At 38.0% G+C, this 19369-nt stretch carries 18 protein-coding genes and 1 riboswitch; of the genes, 2 read left to right on the top strand and 16 right to left on the bottom strand.

The genetic code is table 11. From position 1 onward, the window contains the following. Positions 1-538 precede the first annotated feature (538 nt). The 16 genes from JP39_RS05445 to dnaE form a co-directional block, all read right to left on the bottom strand. Entirely contained in the window at positions 539-1786 is a 1248-nt protein-coding gene (locus JP39_RS05445) for a tetratricopeptide repeat protein (RefSeq protein ID WP_041501600.1), read from the bottom strand. A 71-nt stretch (positions 1787-1857) separates the two neighbouring features. Beyond that, the gene (locus JP39_RS05440; protein WP_010019909.1) at positions 1858-2133 is read right to left on the bottom strand and encodes an HU family DNA-binding protein; all 276 of its coding nucleotides are present in this window, start codon (positions 2131-2133) and stop codon (positions 1858-1860) included. A gap of 186 nt (positions 2134-2319) precedes the next feature. Continuing rightward, positions 2320-3633 carry a ribosome biogenesis GTPase Der gene (der, locus tag JP39_RS05435; protein ID WP_041499873.1) on the bottom strand — a complete coding sequence of 438 codons (1314 nt, stop codon included), beginning with the start codon at positions 3631-3633 and terminating at the stop codon, positions 2320-2322. Between the two features lie 15 nt (positions 3634-3648). Then, positions 3649-4308: a (d)CMP kinase gene (gene cmk / locus JP39_RS05430; protein WP_041499875.1), complete on the bottom strand. Its 660-nt coding sequence runs from the start codon at positions 4306-4308 to the stop codon at positions 3649-3651. A gap of 64 nt (positions 4309-4372) precedes the next feature. After that, on the bottom strand, positions 4373-5530 hold the full coding sequence (locus tag JP39_RS05425; RefSeq protein WP_041499877.1) for a LysM peptidoglycan-binding domain-containing protein: 1158 nt from the start codon (positions 5528-5530) through the stop codon (positions 4373-4375). An 82-nt stretch (positions 5531-5612) separates the two neighbouring features. After that, a complete protein-coding gene (locus JP39_RS05420) occupies positions 5613-6164 on the bottom strand; it encodes an ECF transporter S component (RefSeq protein ID WP_041499878.1) in 552 nt (183 codons plus the stop codon). Between the two features lie 73 nt (positions 6165-6237). Next, positions 6238-6359: riboswitch (FMN riboswitch) on the bottom strand. Between the two features lie 621 nt (positions 6360-6980). Beyond that, the gene (locus JP39_RS05415) at positions 6981-7706 is read right to left on the bottom strand and encodes a pseudouridine synthase (protein ID WP_041499879.1); all 726 of its coding nucleotides are present in this window, start codon (positions 7704-7706) and stop codon (positions 6981-6983) included. Further along, the gene (gene scpB, locus JP39_RS05410; RefSeq protein WP_041499939.1) at positions 7693-8220 is read right to left on the bottom strand and encodes an SMC-Scp complex subunit ScpB; all 528 of its coding nucleotides are present in this window, start codon (positions 8218-8220) and stop codon (positions 7693-7695) included. Before scpB ends, JP39_RS05415 begins: the two co-directional genes overlap by 14 nt. A gap of 20 nt (positions 8221-8240) precedes the next feature. After that, on the bottom strand, positions 8241-8966 hold the full coding sequence (locus JP39_RS05405; protein WP_041499881.1) for a segregation and condensation protein A: 726 nt from the start codon (positions 8964-8966) through the stop codon (positions 8241-8243). Continuing rightward, positions 8966-9352, bottom strand: coding sequence for a hypothetical protein (locus JP39_RS05400; protein ID WP_041499882.1), 387 nt, complete (start codon positions 9350-9352; stop codon positions 8966-8968). The genes JP39_RS05405 and JP39_RS05400 overlap by 1 nt, the downstream gene beginning before the upstream one ends. Before the next feature lie 10 nt (positions 9353-9362). After that, positions 9363-10283, bottom strand: a complete 921-nt coding sequence (gene xerD, locus JP39_RS05395; protein ID WP_174795710.1) for a site-specific tyrosine recombinase XerD — start codon at positions 10281-10283, stop codon at positions 9363-9365. A 12-nt stretch (positions 10284-10295) separates the two neighbouring features. Continuing rightward, complete coding sequence (locus tag JP39_RS05390) at positions 10296-11165, bottom strand: CvfB family protein (protein WP_041499885.1); 870 nt, start codon at positions 11163-11165, stop codon at positions 10296-10298. Positions 11166-11415: 250 nt separating this feature from the next. After that, the gene (locus JP39_RS05385; protein ID WP_041499886.1) at positions 11416-12222 is read right to left on the bottom strand and encodes a DUF4931 domain-containing protein; all 807 of its coding nucleotides are present in this window, start codon (positions 12220-12222) and stop codon (positions 11416-11418) included. A gap of 205 nt (positions 12223-12427) precedes the next feature. Continuing rightward, positions 12428-14197, bottom strand: coding sequence for a pyruvate kinase (pyk, locus tag JP39_RS05380; protein WP_041499887.1), 1770 nt, complete (start codon positions 14195-14197; stop codon positions 12428-12430). Between the two features lie 67 nt (positions 14198-14264). Next, positions 14265-15224: a 6-phosphofructokinase gene (pfkA, locus tag JP39_RS05375; protein WP_041499888.1), complete on the bottom strand. Its 960-nt coding sequence runs from the start codon at positions 15222-15224 to the stop codon at positions 14265-14267. A 99-nt stretch (positions 15225-15323) separates the two neighbouring features. Beyond that, the gene (dnaE, locus tag JP39_RS05370; protein WP_048698977.1) at positions 15324-18647 is read right to left on the bottom strand and encodes a DNA polymerase III subunit alpha; all 3324 of its coding nucleotides are present in this window, start codon (positions 18645-18647) and stop codon (positions 15324-15326) included. 93 nt (positions 18648-18740) lie between these two features. On the opposite strand from dnaE, the gene JP39_RS05365 reads away from it, so the two are divergent. Further along, entirely contained in the window at positions 18741-18947 is a 207-nt protein-coding gene (locus JP39_RS05365; protein WP_137619780.1) for a YjzD family protein, read from the top strand. 37 nt (positions 18948-18984) lie between these two features. Beyond that, positions 18985-19365, top strand: coding sequence for a VOC family protein (locus JP39_RS05360; protein ID WP_041499889.1), 381 nt, complete (start codon positions 18985-18987; stop codon positions 19363-19365). Positions 19366-19369 lie beyond the last annotated feature (4 nt).

The raw sequence follows: 19369 nt of genomic DNA, 5'->3' as shown, positions 1-19369 counted from the left end.
AAACGTGGGATACGTGATCTCGATTTTGTATTTCATAAAAACATCCTGCATGGCTCGCACCAACCGCCAATTCTCTGTACACCCAGATGTTTTATTACTTGCGTTAAAAGCGAAATCAATTTATGTATGTAATACTAGCAGAATTTTTTTAGAATACAATAGTTAAATTAAAATTAATTAATCTTATTTTAATCTTTCTAATAAAAGAAAACGTCACCATGCCCATTACTCCAGACTCGGTGACGTTTCTTAAATTATTTAATTTTTTTAATTAACAATCATACATATCGTATTCAGCCAATTGCCGACTGGTTACTCAACCATTCTGTATATTAATACACTTGAGAAGTCCATTTAGTCGGAGGTTTTCAGCGATTTAACCTGCTGTGAAGGTGGAGTTAGGACGGTGGTTTTCCGTTCTTACTCCACAGGACGACTTTTGAGACGCGGTCTTCGGCTCAAAATCGAGGGTCGAGACCGCTCTTTGGCTCGAGCCGGTCCAATAGCTGGTTCAAATCGCTGAAAACCGGAGACGGCCCTATTGAATCTGGTCCAACAAACTCTGCATTGACTCATTATCAGGATCTTGTTTGAGATAAAGTGCCAAAGCTGGCTTCAAAACGTCATTATTACCCGTACTACGCAAGATTTCAATCAAGTCAGACAAGTAGTCCAGGTTATCCTTAAAGTCGTCTAAGACCACAATAATATTATCTTCAGCATCTTTAACATCATCAGTTTCAAATTGAGATTTTGCCAAATTCCAAGTCAACTTAGGATTGTTGCTGACATCACGATCGGCTAAAAGATCCAAGTTAGCTTTGAATTGACCCTTAGTAACGTAATAATCACTAAGTTTAACAATCAATGGCAATGGATTCTCAACCTTTTCGATACCTGTTTCCAAAATCTTAATGGCGGCATCTGAATCTTCGGCAGTTCCGGCATCAAAGGCAATTGCATACAAGCGGTCATCCAACTCATTTAAATTCAAGCCTAGTTGAGCATACTTGAACGCGTCAGAAGTCTTCTTAATATTCAAATAATCCTCTGCCAAAATTGGATAAGCCGTTGGATAATCACGATTGGTATCCAATAGTTCTTCTAGAATATTGATTGACTTATTATAATTTTTAACTTGGTTATACAAGAATCCTAATTGGAACTGGGCATCTTCGTTCAATTCCAAAGCATTCAATTTCTCATACTCGCTGATAGCTTCTTCATACTGACCATCCCCAGCCAGTGAGCTAGCCTTTCTAAAGACAATTGAAATACCAGAGTAATTCTTGATACCCATATCGAGCAACATATCGTAATACGTTAAAGCTTTGCCAAATTTATTCTCATCGAAATAAACTTCGGCCAAAGCAAATTTAAAGACTTCTTCATCGGGGTATTCACGGATACCAGTAAGAAGTTTTTGTTCACTTACCTCATATAGACCTTGTGATTGATAAATATCTGCGGACACCAAGAGATTTTCGGCATAAGCAGGCGAATCTGGCATGATTTGAGAAATATAATCCAAGGCTTGGTCACTATCACCGTCAGAAACGGCAATTTCAGCCAATCTGGAGAGGATTTGACCTTCATCAGGGTAAATGGTTAGAAGATGCGTATAAATTGTCTTAGCTTGTACAGATAGGCCACGGCTCATCAATGTTTCAGCTAAAGAAAATTGTGTTTGATCATCGTCCTCTAAAAGTGAATCTTGAATTAAACTGTCAACTTGGGAAAAGTCACCATCGTCAATTGTTTGAATAACTTCATCTGCTTTACTCAAATTAATACCTCCATTTTTTTGCGTAAAAAAAGACGGTCATCCGACCGCCCCTTCTCGATAGTTATATTTAACTATTTAACTGAGTCCTTCAAAGCTTTACCAGGTTTGAATGCTGGAACCTTGCTTGCAGGAATCTTAATTTCTTCGCCAGTTTGTGGGTTGCGACCCTTACGAGCAGCACGTTGACGAACTTCGAAGTTACCAAAGCCGATTAATTGAACTTTGTTACCCTCTGATAAGTTTTCTTGGATTGTTTCGAAAACAGCGTCAACAGCAGAAGTTGCATCCTTCTTTGTCAAACCTGTTTTACTTGCTACACTATCAATAAGTTCAGCTTTATTTGCCATATGTGAATACCTCCGAAAAATTGTAAAAATTTTAGAACACATGAACTTTTATTAATGCGTTCATTATTCTATTTACAAAAATACCATAGCAACGCCGTTGTGACAAGCATTTACCGTTTTTTTTAGTATAAATCTTCTTAAATATAAATATATTTATAAAAACGGATAAAATACCGCCATTCTAGCCTATTTTCGTTTACGTGGCAAAATCTTAATTGGTGTTCCCTCAAAGTCAAAAGTATCTCTCAATTGGTTCTTCAAGAATCTTTCGTATGAGAAATGCAACAATTCAGTTTCATTAACGAAAACAACAAAAGTAGGTGGTTGGACTGCTACTTGAGTCATGTAATAAATTCTCAATCTCTTACCATTAACTAATGGTGTTGGTGCAATTGAAGTTGCACGCAACAATAGGTCGTTCAAGATAGCTGATTGAATTCTACGTTCACGGTTATCGTAAACTCTTGAAACAAGTTCAGGGATCTTATCGAGACGTTGACCTTTAGTTGCAGAAGTGAAGAGAATTGGAGCATAAGCTAAGTATTGGAACTCAACTCTTATTTGGTTTTCAAAGTCCTTCATAGTATTGGTATCTTTTTTCAAAGTATCCCATTTGTTAACGACGATGATAACACCTTTACCGGCATTATGAGCATAACCAGCAACACGCTTGTCTTGTTCACGAATACCTTCTTCAGCATTTAGAACAACACAGACGACATCTGACTTGTCAATCGCACTCAAAGCACGCAAGACAGAGTACTTTTCAGTATTTTCGTAAACTTTACCACGTTTTCTGATACCGGCAGTATCAATCATTGTAAAGTCTTTATCAAGTTTCTCATCATGATACTTAGTATCAATCGCATCACGAGTCGTACCCTGCATATCAGAAACGATAACACGCTCATCGCCTAAGATAGCATTAACTAATGATGATTTACCAACATTAGGACGACCAATGAAACTAAATTTAACAGTATCATCTTCTTCATTCTTATCGTCATTTGGAAATGCCTTAACGATAGAATCCAAAAGGTCACCTAAACCGGTACCTTGTGAACCTGAGATAGGATTTGGATCACCAAAGCCTAAAGCGTAAAAGTCATAAATGTTTTGACGTTGTTCAGGGTTATCAGCCTTGTTGACAGCCAAAATAACCGGTTTATTGGTCCGATAAAGAATCTTCGCAACATCTTCATCTTCTTTAGTAACACCATTTTGACCATTAGTGATAAAGACGATAACATCAGCTTCATCAATCGCAATTTCTGCTTGAGTCTTGATCTGAACAGACATCTTTTCACCGCTCATCTCGATACCACCAGTATCGATCAAACGGAATTCTTTGCCCAACCAACTGGCACGTGAATAAATTCGGTCACGGGTTACACCTGGTGTATCTTCAACAATCGATAATCTTTCATTAATGATTCGATTGAAAATTGTAGATTTCCCAACATTGGGGCGTCCTACTAACGCAACTACTGGAACAGACATATTTTGCCTCCCTACTTACTTATGTTCATTAACTATCTCGGTTACTCGTTCAACAACTTGTTCGATGGTCATATCTGAAGTATCAACTTCAATGGCATCGCTAGCTTTCTTCAATGGTGAAATCTCACGATGTGAATCCTTATAATCTCTTGCAGCAATCTCATCTTGCAATTCTTTTAAAGGCGTATCGATACCACGTTCAATATTTTCTTTAAAACGTCTTTGTGCTCGAACTTCGACACTAGCAATTAAAAAGATTTTTACTTCGGCGTGTGGCAAGACTGTTGTCCCAATGTCACGACCATCCATGACAATATCAATATCATTTGCCAAATCTCTTTGCATTTCAACTAATTCAGTTCTAACTTCTTTGATTGCAGAAACTTGGGAGACATTATTCGTGATCTCCTCAGTTCTAATTGCATCAGAAACATCTTCATCATCTAAAAGGACGTGTTGACCGTCTGCTTTATTCAGAAAATGAATTTTATGCTCTGACATTAATTTTAAAATATTGAGAGTATCACCATAACCCACATTATGCTTTTTTGCAAGCAATGTTACTGTGCGATACATTGCGCCAGTGTCACAATAAACAAAATTTAAATTCTTAGCAATCAATTTGGCAATCGTACTTTTGCCAGCAGAAGCTGGACCATCTATAGCAATTTGCATTAATTTCTCTCCTTAATAAAAGGGCCCAGACAAAATTGTCAGAGACCCTACACTTAAACTAAAATTATTTAACTCTTAGTGATGTACCAGGTGTTAATGTACCAACATTACCATTCATACTCTTCAATTGAGCTGTTGTTAGGTTGTTGTTGTATGCAATTCTAAACCAGTTATCACCGGCTTTAACAGTGTAATATGAAGCAGCACCGCTGTTGTCAGTTGATGTATTTGAAGAATTGTTGTTGTTTGTACTATCTGAAGCTTGTTGGTTATTTTGTGATTGTTGTGAATTATCAGTCGTTGATGTTTGACTGTTGTTAGTACTGTCAGAAGCAGTGCTATCTGAAGCATTACTATTACTGTCAGCGTTTGAAGAACTGTTGTTAGTATCTTTGTTGCTATTAGATGAAGCAGTTGTAGTAGATTTCTTAGCTTCTGCAGCCTTTTTGGCAGCTGCGGCTTTTTTAGCATCTTCTTCAGCTTTCTTCTTCTTAGCAGCGGCTTTCTTAGCTGCAGCCTTCTTTTTAGCGGCAGCTTTTTCTTTAGTAGCCTTATCCTTGTTCTCAACTGACTTAGTCGATTGAGTACTATCTAGATCACTGCTACCACTACCTTTAACCGCATTGATCACAACTGGTGTGAACATGATTACGATTAAAGCAATCACCAAAGTAACAACTAATGTATGATTACCACGTTGCTTCTCTTTCGAAACGGCACGAGAAACATGTCCATCATCGTCGGTATCAGAATCAAAACTCTTTTCCCAAGGCTTGACATCTTTTTCGTCAGCTTCAGGTTCGGCATTTGAATCAGCTGGTTGCTCTGGTTGAGCTTTGGCTGAATCCTTAGCCTCTTCAGTTTTTTCTGATGACGTTGACATGACTGGTGGTACAGGTACAAAATTAGTATCTTTTGCATTATCAGGCTCAATGTCCTGTTTTGCTTCACTTAAATGATCATTGCTTTCTTCAGATTGAAGATGATCTTCTGCAATTGGACTTTCCTCGTGAGCATTTTCAGCTGCACTTGGTTGTTGTTCAGAAGACTCATCATTAGAAGTTTGAGCATCGGAAACAGTATCACTTGTTGGTGTGTCGCCATCACCTTTAATTAGATGATATTTTTTCAAATCCTCAAGACTGACAGATCCTTCTAGTCCTTCAGTGGATTTAGGAACACGTGAATCGCCAGACATATTGTTTTTATCATTATCGGCCATTAAAAACCAACCTCCTAATTTCTATCCCTTAAAGCATATCATAAAAGTTTAAAATTTTTCTTTAAAGATTTATAAAATTTCTCTATTTAATAGCAAAATGTCCTTTAATTCGTGGATAAACGATCATAACGGCCGCTGAAATGATCAAAGCTTTAACAATATTGAATGGAATTACTCCTGTTGCTACATATTGAGCCAAACTCATATTCAATTTCATTCCGACAACGTTCATATACAATGGCATGATTACTACGTAATTTAAAATTGACATAATAACCGTCATTGAAACTGTTCCGGCGATAATAGCTGATGTGCGGTGATCCTTCTTCCAAAAATAATTAAATGGAATCAACATTGCGACTGAGCCAACAAAGGCTGCCCCACTACCAATCAAACCTGCAACACCACTACCAGTAACGATAACGTGAACCATTGACTTGATTAAAGCAATCATAATTCCACCGACAGGTCCATATGCGAAGGTTCCAATCAAAGTGACGACATCACTCAGATCAACCTTCAAAAACGGCATCCAAATCAAAATTGGAAATTCGAAAAACATCAAGATAGTCCCCAATGCTGCAAAAACTGATACCCCAATAACTGCTTGAAATTTGTACGTACTCTTTCCCATTAAAATCAACCTTCCTCAATTGATTTCCAAAGAAAAAAGGCCTGTTTTGGGCACACCAAAACAGACCTTAATCATCTGTTTTCTTCCATCTAGACTTTAACTATCGGTATTGGAATCTAACCAATTCGGCCAACTTTCGTTGGGTCGCGGACTATAACCGCCGGTCGGGAATCACACCCTGCCCTGAAAACCAATTTATTAAATTTTATACTCTTAATATAGCAGATTTCGACTAAAATACAACTAAACTTTGCTTATGGATTGTATAACCTATTTGCATACGGGGGTGCCGCCATCGGTTGTTAGAAAATTTTACCTGCTATGAGGACCGGGCCGAGCCAAGGTCTCGTCCCTCGCTTTGAAGCCTTGCCACGGTTCGGCAAGTCTCCAAAGTCGCCCTGTGGTGTAAAGGCTAAAGCCTTAACGCCACCTCCACAGCAGGTAAATTTTCTAACAACCGATGGCTAATGTATTTTTTAAAACTGATTTAATTAAATAGGCTGCATTCCTGAATACTTCGGAATACAGCCCATTTAGATAATAAAAATTTATTTAACGTCGAAGATTTGATATTACTATTATCTCAACTAATTTAAAACACCGTACAGTTACCAATCCTAATAAAAAACAAACTAGTTGGAAGAGCTGAGAGTATTCATCAGCAGCGAAAGTGGCGTTATGGCTTTAGCCATTACACCACCGGGCGTGTTGGAGACTTACCGGTCTGTGGTAAGGCTTCAACCGAGGTTCGAGACCGTTCTTTGGCTCGGACCGTTCCGCGCAACAGATGAATGCTCTCAGCTCTGGAAACGGCTATTATCTTTCTTCCTTCTTTAATTCAGCAACTTCTTGACGTGTCAAATCACGATATTTACCTGATACTAATCCTTCTAGTGTCAAGAATGAGTAACTTTCACGTGATAGCTTTTCAACTTTGTGGCCAACTGCATCAAACATGTTCTTAACTTGGTGGTTATGACCTTCGTGAATTGTAATTCTAACGATCGAAGAGTTTCTCTTACTATCTTTAGACATTACTTTGACTCTTGATTTTGATGTTGTATAGCCCTTTAACTTGATACCTTTTTCCAACTTTTTAAGATCTTCTGTTGCTAAGAATCCTTCAATTTTAGCAATATAAGTCTTTTCAACGTGGTAACGAGGGTGCATCAAGTGGTTGGCAAATTCACCGTCATTTGTTAGTAATAACAAGCCAGAGGTATCGTAATCCAAACGACCGATTGGGTAAACTCGTTCTTGAACGTCTGCATCTAGTAAGTCAGTTACTACTTTACGGTCTTTGTCATCTTTAACGGCTGTGATCACACCACGGGGCTTGTACATTAAGATGTAACGTTTCTTTTCTTCTTGTAAAGGCATCCCGTCAACTTCAATTTTATCGCGATCATCAACTTTGACACCCATTTCAGTCACGACTTTGTTGTTAACTTTAACGTGACCAGAAGCAATCATTTCTTCTGATTTACGACGTGAGGCAACTCCGGCTTCAGCCATAAATTTTTGTAATCTAATTTTCTCCATCAATATCTCCTGTGTTTGTAATATCTTCAAAATTCTCTATTTTTGGTAATTCATCGATACTTTTAATGCCAAAATAATCGAAGAATTCATCGGTCACAACGTATAAATTAGGATGTCCGGGAACGTTCTTTTTCCCATTTTCCTTAATCAATTTTCTCATCAACAAAGTATTCAAACTTCCTGAACTCTGCACGCCACGAATTTCATCAATCTCAATACGCGTGATTGGTTGGCGATAAGCAATGATTGACAAAATTTCCAAGGCTGCTTGACTGAGTTTTGTTCCAAGTCCTGCCTTAAAATATCTTGTCAAAAGGTCAGAAAATTCATTCTTCGTGACTAATTTATAAACATTATTGTAATCAACCAATTGAATGCCTGAATCAACGTCAGTCATCAATTTAATTTTTAATTCTTCAATATTTTGTCGTAAGGCTGCACTGTCGATCTCCAACAGCCCAGCTAAATCTTTTTCTTTGATTCCTTGGTCACCGGCAACGAATAACAGTGCCATTATTTTTGCTTGATACACGTCTAATTCCTCAATTCGATAAATAATTCACTCTTAAAATCAGCCTGTTCAATCGAAACCAGTTGTTTGCTAGCTAATTCTAAAATAGCCATAAAATCAGTGACAATTTCTTCTACACTGTTATGTAACTTCAACAATGCCTTAAAAGTTGTCCGTTTAACAGTCTTTAATTCAGTCATGATGTTATTGGTAGCATCTTCAATCGACAGAGTTTCATTTTCGATTGTCTCAATCTCTGGTTGACGCCGTTTTTGGTCATGCAACAATTCCGCATAAGTTGAGGCCAAATCATTCAACACAATCGACCCTGGTTCCAAAAACTGTTCTAATTGCTTCGTCGGAATACTGACTTCCTTATCAAATTGCTGCTTTCTGACTTGTTCTTTCTCTTCAAAATACGCAGCAACTCGTTTGTAAGTCTGATAGGTCAACAGTTGCGAAACCAACTCATCACGCGGATCATCAGCTTCAAAGTCGTCATCAATTTCATCTGGTGCTTGTGGCAGTAGCATCTTGCTCTTGATTGACATCAATGTGGATGCCATCACTAAATAGTCGCCAGCAACATCCAACTCTAGAACTTTCATACTCTTCAAGTAATCAATATATTGCTGCGTAATTTGGGCAATCGGAATATCGTAAATATCAACTTTTGATTCTTTGATCAAATGCAACAACAAGTCGATTGGGCCTTCAAAATCGGTTAGGACTAAATTTAATTTTTGCATTAATCTGTTTCTTTCATATCTTTTTCAAGTTTTTCTTTGTTTTGACGCCATTGCGTTAACTCATCACTTAAGCTGAAATTTGATAAAATCACTTGCTTAGGAAACTTCTGCTGAACGTCATCAAAGATTTTAAAAATATTGCTCTGCGAACGATACGATGGATTCAAAGAAATATATTCGATAAAAACTGTTTTATCGGAAAATGACAAGGCCACGATTCCCGAATAGTCATCAATATTGCTCTTCCACAAATAAAGCTGGCGGTTTTCGTCCTCTGAATACAATTTTAGTTCTTGTTCCAGATTGCCTAAATCTTTGAGATCACCAATATATGACAGAAATCCCATCGCAATTTTCTTATTCTCGTCACTATACTTACTAAGCATTTAACTCCTCCTAAGCACGTGGAAATGATTCATTATACACTTGTTTCATATGTGTCTTGTTGATGTGCGTATAAATCTGGGTCGTAGAAATATCGGAATGTCCCAATAACTCCTGAACCACACGTAAATCGGCACCATTTTCTAACAAATTAGTTGCGAATGAATGGCGCAAAGTATGGGGTGTGACATCCTTTTTTATCCCGACTTGGGCAATATACTTCTTAATCATCCGCCAAATCGACTGACGCGTTAACTTTTTACCACGGAAATTCAAGAAGACTTCTTTTTGAGCACCATATTTAGCGACTAATTCTGCTCTGGTCTCAGCAAAATACTTCTTTAACCAAGTAATTGCAGTATCGCCAATTGGTAGAAGTCGTTCCTTATTTCCCTTACCAAGCGTTTTAATCAGACCTAAATCCAAATGTAAATCGTCCATACTCAAATTAACTAATTCGCTAACACGCAATCCTGTAGCGTACATCACTTCAAAAATTGTCCGATCTCTAACTCCCAAAGGCGTTGACACATCAGGTGATTCAATCAATGAATTAACGTCTTCCATCGACAAAACCACTGGTAAATGGGTTCCTTTTTTCGGAGCATCGAGTTCGTTCAAAGGATTGACTTGAATTTTATCGACAATTTCCATCCACTGATAAAACTTCCGTAGCGAAGAAAACATCCGCATTTGGGATGTTTTTGATTTCTGTTGTTTATCCTGTTCCGCGAAGAATTGGGTCACTACAAAGTGATCCTCAGGATAAAATTTCATCTGTTTCTTTTCCAAAAAACTGCTAAATTCCAGTAAATCAGTTTGATACGAAATAATTGTATTCTTAGATAGACCACGGTCCAACCGTAAATACCGTGCATAATCGGCAATTGTGTCAATCATAACTTGATTCTTGATGGATAATTTATCACTCATAAATTATCACCTCTATTTGAGATACGTGTAGCCATCTTTTTGTTCAATCTTTCTTTGTTTCATCAAGTTACCGAGGGCACGTTTAAAACTACCTTTGCTGATACCAAAGTATTCTTGAATATCATCAGGAGAACTCTTGTCAGTATAAGGCATCTTCTTATCACGTGAGTGTTCCAAAACGGCAACAATCATTTGAGCATCAGGTGTGATTTCTTCATAAGCACGTGGCTTCATTGAAAGGTTCAAACGACGGTGACTTGAACCAATTACACGAGCTTTAATATGTTGACCAACATGAAGTGGTTGTGACTGTTCATCGACATAAATGAATGCCATGTAGTAACTTTCTGTCATGACGAAAGCACCAGAATCTCTGATGGCAATGACAGTTCCCTCTTCGTCCTTATTCAAAAGTTCCTTCATTTCACGGTCAGGGCTACGAGCAATTTGTGTGTAAAGTTCAATGTCAGCCAATTTACCCCAAAGACGACCCTTGTGGTCAATTTCCAACTTAACCATCACTTTGTCGCCCTTCTTAGGCCATTCGTTATGTTCCAAAGGTAAATCATCTAATGAAACGACGAAATCCTTATCTTCCAAACCAACGTTAACGAAAGCACCCAGGTCAGTTCTGACATCAGTTACTTCGGCAAAGTCCCAAACACCTTGTGTAACAAAAGGTAGAACGGTTGTCATCTTATTTTTGTGGGCTTGATTTTCGTAGACGAATCCAGAGATCGTATCACCCAATTCAGGAATCTCCGTTAATTCGTTTAGATCTAAAGCAAACGTGTATCCTTCGATTTGAACAAATGCTTCATCTTTGTTGAGGTCACTAACTGTACCAGGCAGTACTTGACCATACATTTCTGTTATATCCATTTTTCACCATACTCTTTTGTATTTAATCAGTATATATTTTAACGTACTTTGGACGTTACATAAAACTTTTTCGTGGTTAATTCAAAACTTTTTTAATACTGCCTTAAAATTGACGGTCTGGGGTCGGTTTGGTTTGTTGTTTTTGATATATGTTTTCGTAAAACATATTTATTAACTGCTATAAGGTTACATAACTTTTCTTCTTCGAAGTAAATAAAAAACACTCAATCAAAATGATTGAATGTCTAATCTATTCTGGATGATTTATTTCATCCGATCGAACATTTTTCTGTAATTTTTGCAATAAAACTTTTGAAATTTCTCTCACCTGTTTATCGCCATCACGTTGCGACAAACGATAACCGACAAAATAAGGTGAAACAACATATCTAGCCGTTAATTTACAGATAATTTTGCGCCCATCACGATAAAAGAAAACATTATAAGAATCAAATTTCCCGCCGTAGAAGTCGTCAAGAATATACTTCACAGTCACCCGTGCAAACTCAGCCAAATCATCCATATATTTCGGATTATTGATCACAATATTGAATTCGACAAAGCCCATCACTGGCTTTTCAGAAATATTTACATTGATATGTTTATTCTCAAATACATTTATGCCCGTGAAGTTCTCGGGTTCAACGTGTTTATAGCCATCAACCTTATCCAAACCAATAATTTGGAAATGCGGATGACGTAATGATCCACCAGACATGGGACCAAAATTTTTATACATCAAAACACTTTGATACTTCTTAGTTTGAATCATTTTATTCCAGCACTCATAAATGTAATTGAAGACTTCCCTATTCTTAGCAACGGAATAATTAGAAATATCGCCTTCATGGTCGTGTGACTCAATCACAATCGTCTGATTAGTATCCTTCAACGTCTTAAACTTGTTCTCTAACCAAATCATATCGCCCTTTTGGTCAATGATATTAGTTAGGTTTTCTGTATCGCAGAACGGACAATAATCCGCCTTTTTCTTTATATCACGCGGTTTACCTTTAGCTTGATCAATTTCAAAAACAAGCACATCTTTATTAGACATATAATTTCACCTCAAAAACTTTGTGTAGCCCGTCTCCAGGGATAAGAATATTCTCCCGCTATGCGAACCGGTCCTCGCAGCAGGCTGAAACATTACTGTCAACCGGAAGTAGCATTAAAATGATAACACAAAAAAAGCTGAAAGAAATTCGTCAATTTCTCTCAGCTTAATTATATTAAATCATTTTAAAATTTATTGTTAAAAATTAAAGTGAACGTGAAGCACCTTTGTAAACAACACCACGTCTTGAATCAACAGTAACTGTGTCACCGTCATTAACAAGGCTTGTAGCGCTCTTAGCACCAACAACTACAGGTAGACCCATAGCGATACCAACAACAGCAGCATGTGAAGTTAAACCACCGTTTTCAACAACAACGGCACTAGCTTTTTCAAGAGCTGGCAGGTAATCTTTGTCAGTCATTTCTGTAACAAGGATGTCACCTTCGTTGATCTTCTTGTTTGCTTCTTCAGCAGAGTGAGCAACTACAACGTTACCAACAACTGATTCTTCACCAACACCTTGGCCTTTAACCAATGTTGAACCGATCAATTGAACCTTCATAACGTTTGTTGTACCACTTTCACCAACAGGAACACCGGCAACAACAAGGATTAAATCGCCTTCCTTAGCAAAGCCAAGTTCTTGAGCTTTCTTAGCAGCAAGGTCGAACATTTCATCAGTGTTTTCTGGCTTGTCAACGATAATTGGATCAACACCCCAGTTAACTGTCAAACCACGTTGTGTAGTTTCGTCAAATGTAAGTGCCAAAATGTCAGCAGCTGGACGATACTTAGAAATCATACGTGCTGTGTAACCACTCTTAGTTGCAGTAACAATTGTGTGAATGTGTAGTTCTTCAGCAGCTCTAACAACTGATTCACCGATTGATTCTGTAACGTTTGAACCCTTGTAATCTTCAAATCTTTGGATTGCAAGTGAGTTGTTCTTGTCTAATTCTTGTTCTGTACGTTGGTCGATACGTGACATAGCAGCAACAGCTTCTACAGGGTAGTCACCGTTAGCACTTTCACCTGAAAGCATTGTAGCATCTGTACCATCAAGAACAGAGTTAGCAACATCAGTAACTTCGGCACGTGTAGGACGTGGGTTTTCTTGCATTGAATCAAGCATTTGTGTAGCTGTGATAACTGGCTTGCCAAGTGCATTACACTTCTTGATCAAGCTCTTTTGTACAAATGGTACGTTTTCAAATGGAATTTCAACACCCATGTCACCACGAGCAACCATCAAACCATCTGATACTTGAAGAATAGAATCGATATTGTCGATACCTTCTTGTGATTCAATCTTAGGGAAGATTTGTACATATTCACAGTGTTTTTCTTCAAGGATTGCACGAATATCTAAGACATCTTGAGCTTTACGAACGAATGAAGCTGAGATAAAGTTGATACCTTCATCAAGACCGAAACGAATATCATCAGAATCTTTTTCTGTAATACCTGGTAGACGAACTTCAACACCAGGAGCATTGATACTCTTTCTTGAGCCGATCATACCATCGTTTTGAACAACAGTAACAAGTTCACGGTTCTTGTCATCTTTTTCAGTAATCTTCATGTCAACAAGACCATCATCGATCAATACGTGACCACCAACATGTGTATCATCGTATAGACCAGGATATGTTGAAGCAATCTTTTCTGGAGTACCTGTTAATGAGTCATCCATTGAGATACGGATTGTTTGGCCAATCTTAGCTTCGAACTTGCCGCCTTCTTGAACAGTAGTACGAATTTCAGCACCCTTAGTATCTAGAACGATACCAACAGTCTTACCAGTAATTTTTTCGGCTTCGTGTACCATTTCCATACGAGCCTTGTGTTCTGGGTGATCACCATGTGAGAAGTTGAAACGGAAGATGTTAGCTCCGGCTTCAATTAATTTCACGATAGTGTCAACATCGTTACTGGCAGGTCCAAGTGTACTTACAATTTTAGTTCTTTTCATCGAGAATCCCCTTTTCTTGTCTTATTTCCTTGTTCATTGTAACAAATTAAAACTTTATATGCTTAAATTATCTGCTTAAAGATTCATTTAAGTCATATAATGATAAATCAGGTTTGTGCTTGCTATCGAATAGGTCAAGAATATCATGTGAAGTAATCTTGTTGTTTTCGATACCAACAGCTAAACCACCCTTGCCATCAAGCAATAGATCAACGGCATAGGCACCCATCTTACTTGCTAAGACACGGTCTTTAACAGTTGGTGAACCACCACGTTGTACATGTCCTAAAACAGTAGCACGTGAATCGAAATCACCATACTTGTCTAATTCTTTCTTGAAGTCTTCAGCGTGCATAACACCCTCGGCCAAAACAATAATCATATTCTTATTGCCTTGCTCACGGCCTTCTTTAACTTCTTGAGCAATTTCTTTGATGTCAAAGTCACGTTCTGGAACGATGATCTTTTGAGCACCACCAGCAACACCAGCCCAAAGAGCTACGTCACCAGCGCCTCTACCCATTACTTCAACAACGAATGTTCTTTCATGGGAGCTAGCAGTATCATGCAACTTATCAATGGCATCAACAGCAGTAGATACGGCTGTATCAAAACCAATTGTAAAGTCTGTAAATGGAATATCGTTATCAATTGTTCCTGGTAGGCCGATTGTGTTGTAACCATGTTCAGTTAAACGCAATGCACCATGGTAAGAACCATCTCCACCAATAACAACCAATGCATCAATTCCAAATTTCTTTAGTTGCTCAATACCCTTTAATTGACCTTCTACGTTAGCAAATTCAGGGTATCTTGCAGAATACAAGAATGTACCACCACGTTGAATACGGTCGGATACGTCATCACTAGTTAGTGGGAAGATGTCTCCCGCAACAAGTCCAGCATATCCATAATTGATACCAAACACTTCGAGCCCTTTGTCAATAGCTCTACGTGTGACTGCTCTGATAGCAGCGTTCATACCAGGGGCGTCTCCACCACTGGTTAAAATACCAATACGCTTCATTTGTTCACACTCCAAAATTATTTGTTTCTAAAACAAAACCTAATCAAATATAACATTTTTATTGTCTACTTTGTAGAGCTGAAAACGTTTTAAAATAAATTAATCATTTTTTTTTAGCAAAACGTTCTTTTTACCCAGAAGTATTTCCAATTTCTGTTGAATTTGGTCGGTAAAATTGATCCAATGATTCGACTGCAAAATTGCAGCTTGCTTCTTTAGTTCTCGATAAATAATTATCGGCATTTTTCCACGAGAACTTTCAATGATTCGATACAGCTCTTCCATATTTTCAGGCGTATCCAAATTTTTAGGTACTTTCAGATACAACTTTTCACTTGGCAATTGAATCGTATATTGTTTTGGATCAGACAGACGGTCCGCAATCAATTCCAAATCACCACGTTTACCAACATTTGGATGACCAACAAATAGGAATATCTTTCCATCGAGAGTCATTTCTTCAATTTTTTGGAATAACTTAGGGAAAATTGTCACTGACATGCTGCCTGATTCGTCTTCAATCGTCATAAAGCACATTCGTTGACCTTTTTTAGTCCGAATCACGCGCAAATTCTTGACCAATCCGAGTACATTAACCGTTTGATTCTGATGATTGCCCAGATCAGCCAATTTAACTGTGCGCATATCCAACAAACGGCTGCGATACTTTTCCACCGGATGACCAGAAACATATACACCCAAATATTCCTTTTCCTGATTCAGTCGCTCGGTTAACGTATAATCGTCCACCTGATGCTTCTTTGGATCCAATACATCGAACAATGACAAATTACTGCCAGCCAACTGAATGCTCTCAATTAAATCGCGGAAATCATACAACAGTTCCTTACGATTACGGTTAAAGCCATCAAATGTACCTGACAAAATCATCGGTTCCAAGTAATCGGTTTTAACAAAACGACGGTCAATCCGTTGCAAAAAGTTTAAAGGACTCGTGTAAGGACCGTTTTTCTCACGTTCTTCAACAATATTACTTGCCAAATCACGGCGCATCCCTTTGATACTCAACAATCCAAAACGAATTGCTTGATCGTCATCAGTATATTCGTACTGACTTCGATTAATATCGACATTAAGTATCTTCACATGTGAATCCTTGGCATCCTGAATATAAGTCGTTACTTTACTCTCATTATTCAAATTGGAATTCAAAAGACAAGCAAAGAAAATATCAGGAAAATGGACTTTCATGTATGCCAACCAAAAGGCAATCATCGAATAGGCAACTGAGTGAGACTTGTTAAATCCATAATTACCAAACTTTTCAATATATTCATAAACTTTTTCAGCTGAACCACGGTCATGTCCCTGTCCAACTGCACCATCGATAAACTTTTGACGATTCTCTTCGATCAACTGTTCATTCTTTTTACTGATAGCACGACGTAAAATATCGGCATCAGCAAGCGAGAAATTAGCCATTTCAGACGACGCCTGCATAACTTGCTCCTGATACACTAGAACCCCATATGTTGGCTTCAGAATCCGCTCCAGTGACTTATCAGGGTACGTTACAGGTTCACGACCATGTTTTCTGTCAATAAATGTCGAAATATTTTCCATTGGACCTGGACGGTACAAGGCATTGGTAGCCACAATATCGTCGAAACTCGTGGGAACTAGGCGTCTCAAGACACTACGAATCCCATCCGATTCAAATTGGAACACCCCGTCAGTTGCCCCTCTTTGGAATAGCTGCAAGGTTTTTTGATCATTCAACGGAATTCTTTCCGGAATAAACTCCTTACCGTAACGTTTAGAAATAGCTTGAATGGCTCGATCCAAAATTGTTAAATTCTTCAATCCCAGAAAATCCATTTTCAGCAATCCGACATTTTCAACATTATATTTTGTCTGTTGTGTCAGGTTGATACCGTCATCCTCCAATTGCACTGCAACAATATCGGTCATCGGCTTTTTACTGAGGACAATTCCGGCCGCATGGGTTGAATAATGCCGTGGAATACCTTCAATTCGTTGAGCCACTTTAAAAATCAATTGGTTCTCACGTGAGTTCTCTACTAAATTACGTAAAGTACTCGACTCATCGAACGATTCTTTCAAAGAAATATTAAGTTTTCTGGGAATAGCATTCGACCATTGTGAGATTTGAAATTGTGTCTGACTAAATGTTCGTGCAATATCACGCAAAGCCATCTTGGCAGCCAATGTTCCGAAAGTAATAATTTGTGCCATGTGGTCAGAACCATACTGATCATGCATGTACATAACCATTTCATCACGTCGATCATCTGGTAAATCCAAATCAATATCCGGCATATTGGCACGTTGTGGGTTCAAGAATCGTTCAAATAGTAAATCATACTTGATTGGATCCACTTGGGTGATTCCCAAACAGTATGACACCAAGGAACCAGCTGCAGAACCACGTCCAGGACCCGTTTTAATGCCAATTTCATGAGCATGCTTGATAACATCCCAAACAATCAAAAAGTAGTCTGAGAAGCCCATTTTTTCAATAACACTCAATTCGTAATCCAAACGTTTTTGATACTCAGCTGGAATTTGATTCCTCAAACGCTTCTTTAAACCTTTAGTCGAAAGTTCATGGAGAAATTGTTGTGAACTGGTGCCTGTCGGTGTTGCAAACTTGGGCAATTCAGTCGCTTTAAATTCAATATCGACATTACACTGTTCAGCAATCGCACTTGTGTTAGCAATTGCCTCCGACATATCGACCTCTGAAAAATCATTGGCAAATTCATCGGCTGTCCGTAAATAATGATCTCCTTCTTCAACGACTTGGCTCAAACTTTCAAAACGCTGACCAGTGCGGAGATCATTGACTACTTGATAAGCTAGGTGATCATCTTGGTTGACGTAGCGAACATCACCGAGAGCTACCATTGGTAAATGCTGAGAACGGGCAACTGAACGAATATTTTTAACATTATCGATTTGACCTGAATAAAGACTAACGCCTAAATAGAGCGAACCCTCATCTGTCAAAGGCTTTAATTGGCTAGTATAGGCTTCAACATCAACATTAAGCACCTCGGCTTCACTTGCTGGGGTGATAACAAAGAGATCAGATAAGTATTCTTTCAAGTCCGCAACATTAACAGGATCTTTTTCCGACATAACTTTAGAAGAAATTTTTATAAGATGCTGATAACCAACCTCATTTTTTGCTAGTAATAATAATGGATAAGTATTCTCAGTATCAATAATTCCAGCTGCTTCAATTGTTAAACCGATAATTGGTTTAATACCAATTTTTTTAGCATATTTATAAAAGTCCAATGAACCATAGAGATTATTAATATCTGTGAGAGCTATCGCCTGATAACCCCGAGCTTTGGCCTGGTCGATCAACTCGGTCAATTTTGCGGGACTATGCAGTAAACTAAAACTACTCATCACTTGTAGTTGTGCTTGCAATTTGTCGCCCCCTTTGTTTAAAATTATATCAAAATCAAGTGAAATTTTATTGGGTAAAATTCCCTTTTGTGCTAAACTACTTGAGAAAGTGAGATGGAAGAAATGAGATATATTGCTGTTATTTTCTGGTCAATCATGCTGGGACAAGTTGCCGGTTTTATCGGTGGTGCTTTGAACCAACAAAAATTTAACTCTACGTACTCAATCATTATAAGTATAGTATTTGCGGTCATTTTCAGTGTCATTCCATTGATCCTTGATAGTTCCGTAAAAGATACTAAAAAAGAAAAGAACGCTTAATTAAGTTTAAGCGTTTTTTTTATGGAAGTGTTAACTTATGCAAATAAAATCTTTAGACCATCTAGTTTTAACCGTAGCTGATATTGAAGCAACCTGTCAATTTTACAGTACCATCCTAGGTATGCAAGTCATCAGCTTCGATCAGGGTCGAAAAGCATTACACTTTGGCAATAAAAAAATTAATCTCCACCAAAAGGGCCATGAGTATGAACCAAAGGCCAAATATCCAACCCCAGGCTCCGCTGACCTCTGCTTGATAGCAGAAACTCCACTAGATTCAGTCATTGAAGAGTTAAAGCAAAATAACATATCAATCGAACAAGGTCCCATTGCCAAGCATGGCGCATTGGGAGATATTGAGTCCGTCTATCTCCACGACCCTGATCAAAACCTAATTGAAATATCTAATTACAAATAAAGAG

This window comes from Companilactobacillus heilongjiangensis (assembly GCF_000831645.3).
GTDB lineage: Bacteria > Bacillota > Bacilli > Lactobacillales > Lactobacillaceae > Companilactobacillus > Companilactobacillus heilongjiangensis.
The sequence above is the reverse complement of the archived record's forward strand: the minus strand, read 5'-3'. Positions and strand labels throughout refer to the sequence as shown.

Coding starts and splice junctions, on each gene's coding strand:
- JP39_RS05440 (WP_010019909.1), bottom strand. CDS start 2,133: ATGGCAAATAAAGCTGAACTTATTGATAGTGTAGCAAGTAAAACAGGT.
- der (WP_041499873.1), bottom strand. CDS start 3,633: ATGTCTGTTCCAGTAGTTGCGTTAGTAGGACGCCCCAATGTTGGGAAA.
- cmk (WP_041499875.1), bottom strand. CDS start 4,308: ATGCAAATTGCTATAGATGGTCCAGCTTCTGCTGGCAAAAGTACGATT.
- JP39_RS05425 (WP_041499877.1), bottom strand. CDS start 5,530: ATGGCCGATAATGATAAAAACAATATGTCTGGCGATTCACGTGTTCCT.
- JP39_RS05420 (WP_041499878.1), bottom strand. CDS start 6,164: ATGGGAAAGAGTACGTACAAATTTCAAGCAGTTATTGGGGTATCAGTT.
- JP39_RS05415 (WP_041499879.1), bottom strand. CDS start 7,706: ATGGAGAAAATTAGATTACAAAAATTTATGGCTGAAGCCGGAGTTGCC.
- scpB (WP_041499939.1), bottom strand. CDS start 8,220: ATGGCACTGTTATTCGTTGCCGGTGACCAAGGAATCAAAGAAAAAGAT.
- JP39_RS05405 (WP_041499881.1), bottom strand. CDS start 8,966: ATGCAAAAATTAAATTTAGTCCTAACCGATTTTGAAGGCCCAATCGAC.
- JP39_RS05400 (WP_041499882.1), bottom strand. CDS start 9,352: ATGCTTAGTAAGTATAGTGACGAGAATAAGAAAATTGCGATGGGATTT.
- xerD (WP_174795710.1), bottom strand. CDS start 10,283: ATGAGTGATAAATTATCCATCAAGAATCAAGTTATGATTGACACAATT.
- JP39_RS05390 (WP_041499885.1), bottom strand. CDS start 11,165: ATGGATATAACAGAAATGTATGGTCAAGTACTGCCTGGTACAGTTAGT.
- JP39_RS05385 (WP_041499886.1), bottom strand. CDS start 12,222: ATGTCTAATAAAGATGTGCTTGTTTTTGAAATTGATCAAGCTAAAGGT.
- pyk (WP_041499887.1), bottom strand. CDS start 14,197: ATGAAAAGAACTAAAATTGTAAGTACACTTGGACCTGCCAGTAACGAT.
- pfkA (WP_041499888.1), bottom strand. CDS start 15,224: ATGAAGCGTATTGGTATTTTAACCAGTGGTGGAGACGCCCCTGGTATG.
- JP39_RS05365 (WP_137619780.1), top strand. CDS start 18,741: ATGGAAGAAATGAGATATATTGCTGTTATTTTCTGGTCAATCATGCTG.
- JP39_RS05360 (WP_041499889.1), top strand. CDS start 18,985: ATGCAAATAAAATCTTTAGACCATCTAGTTTTAACCGTAGCTGATATT.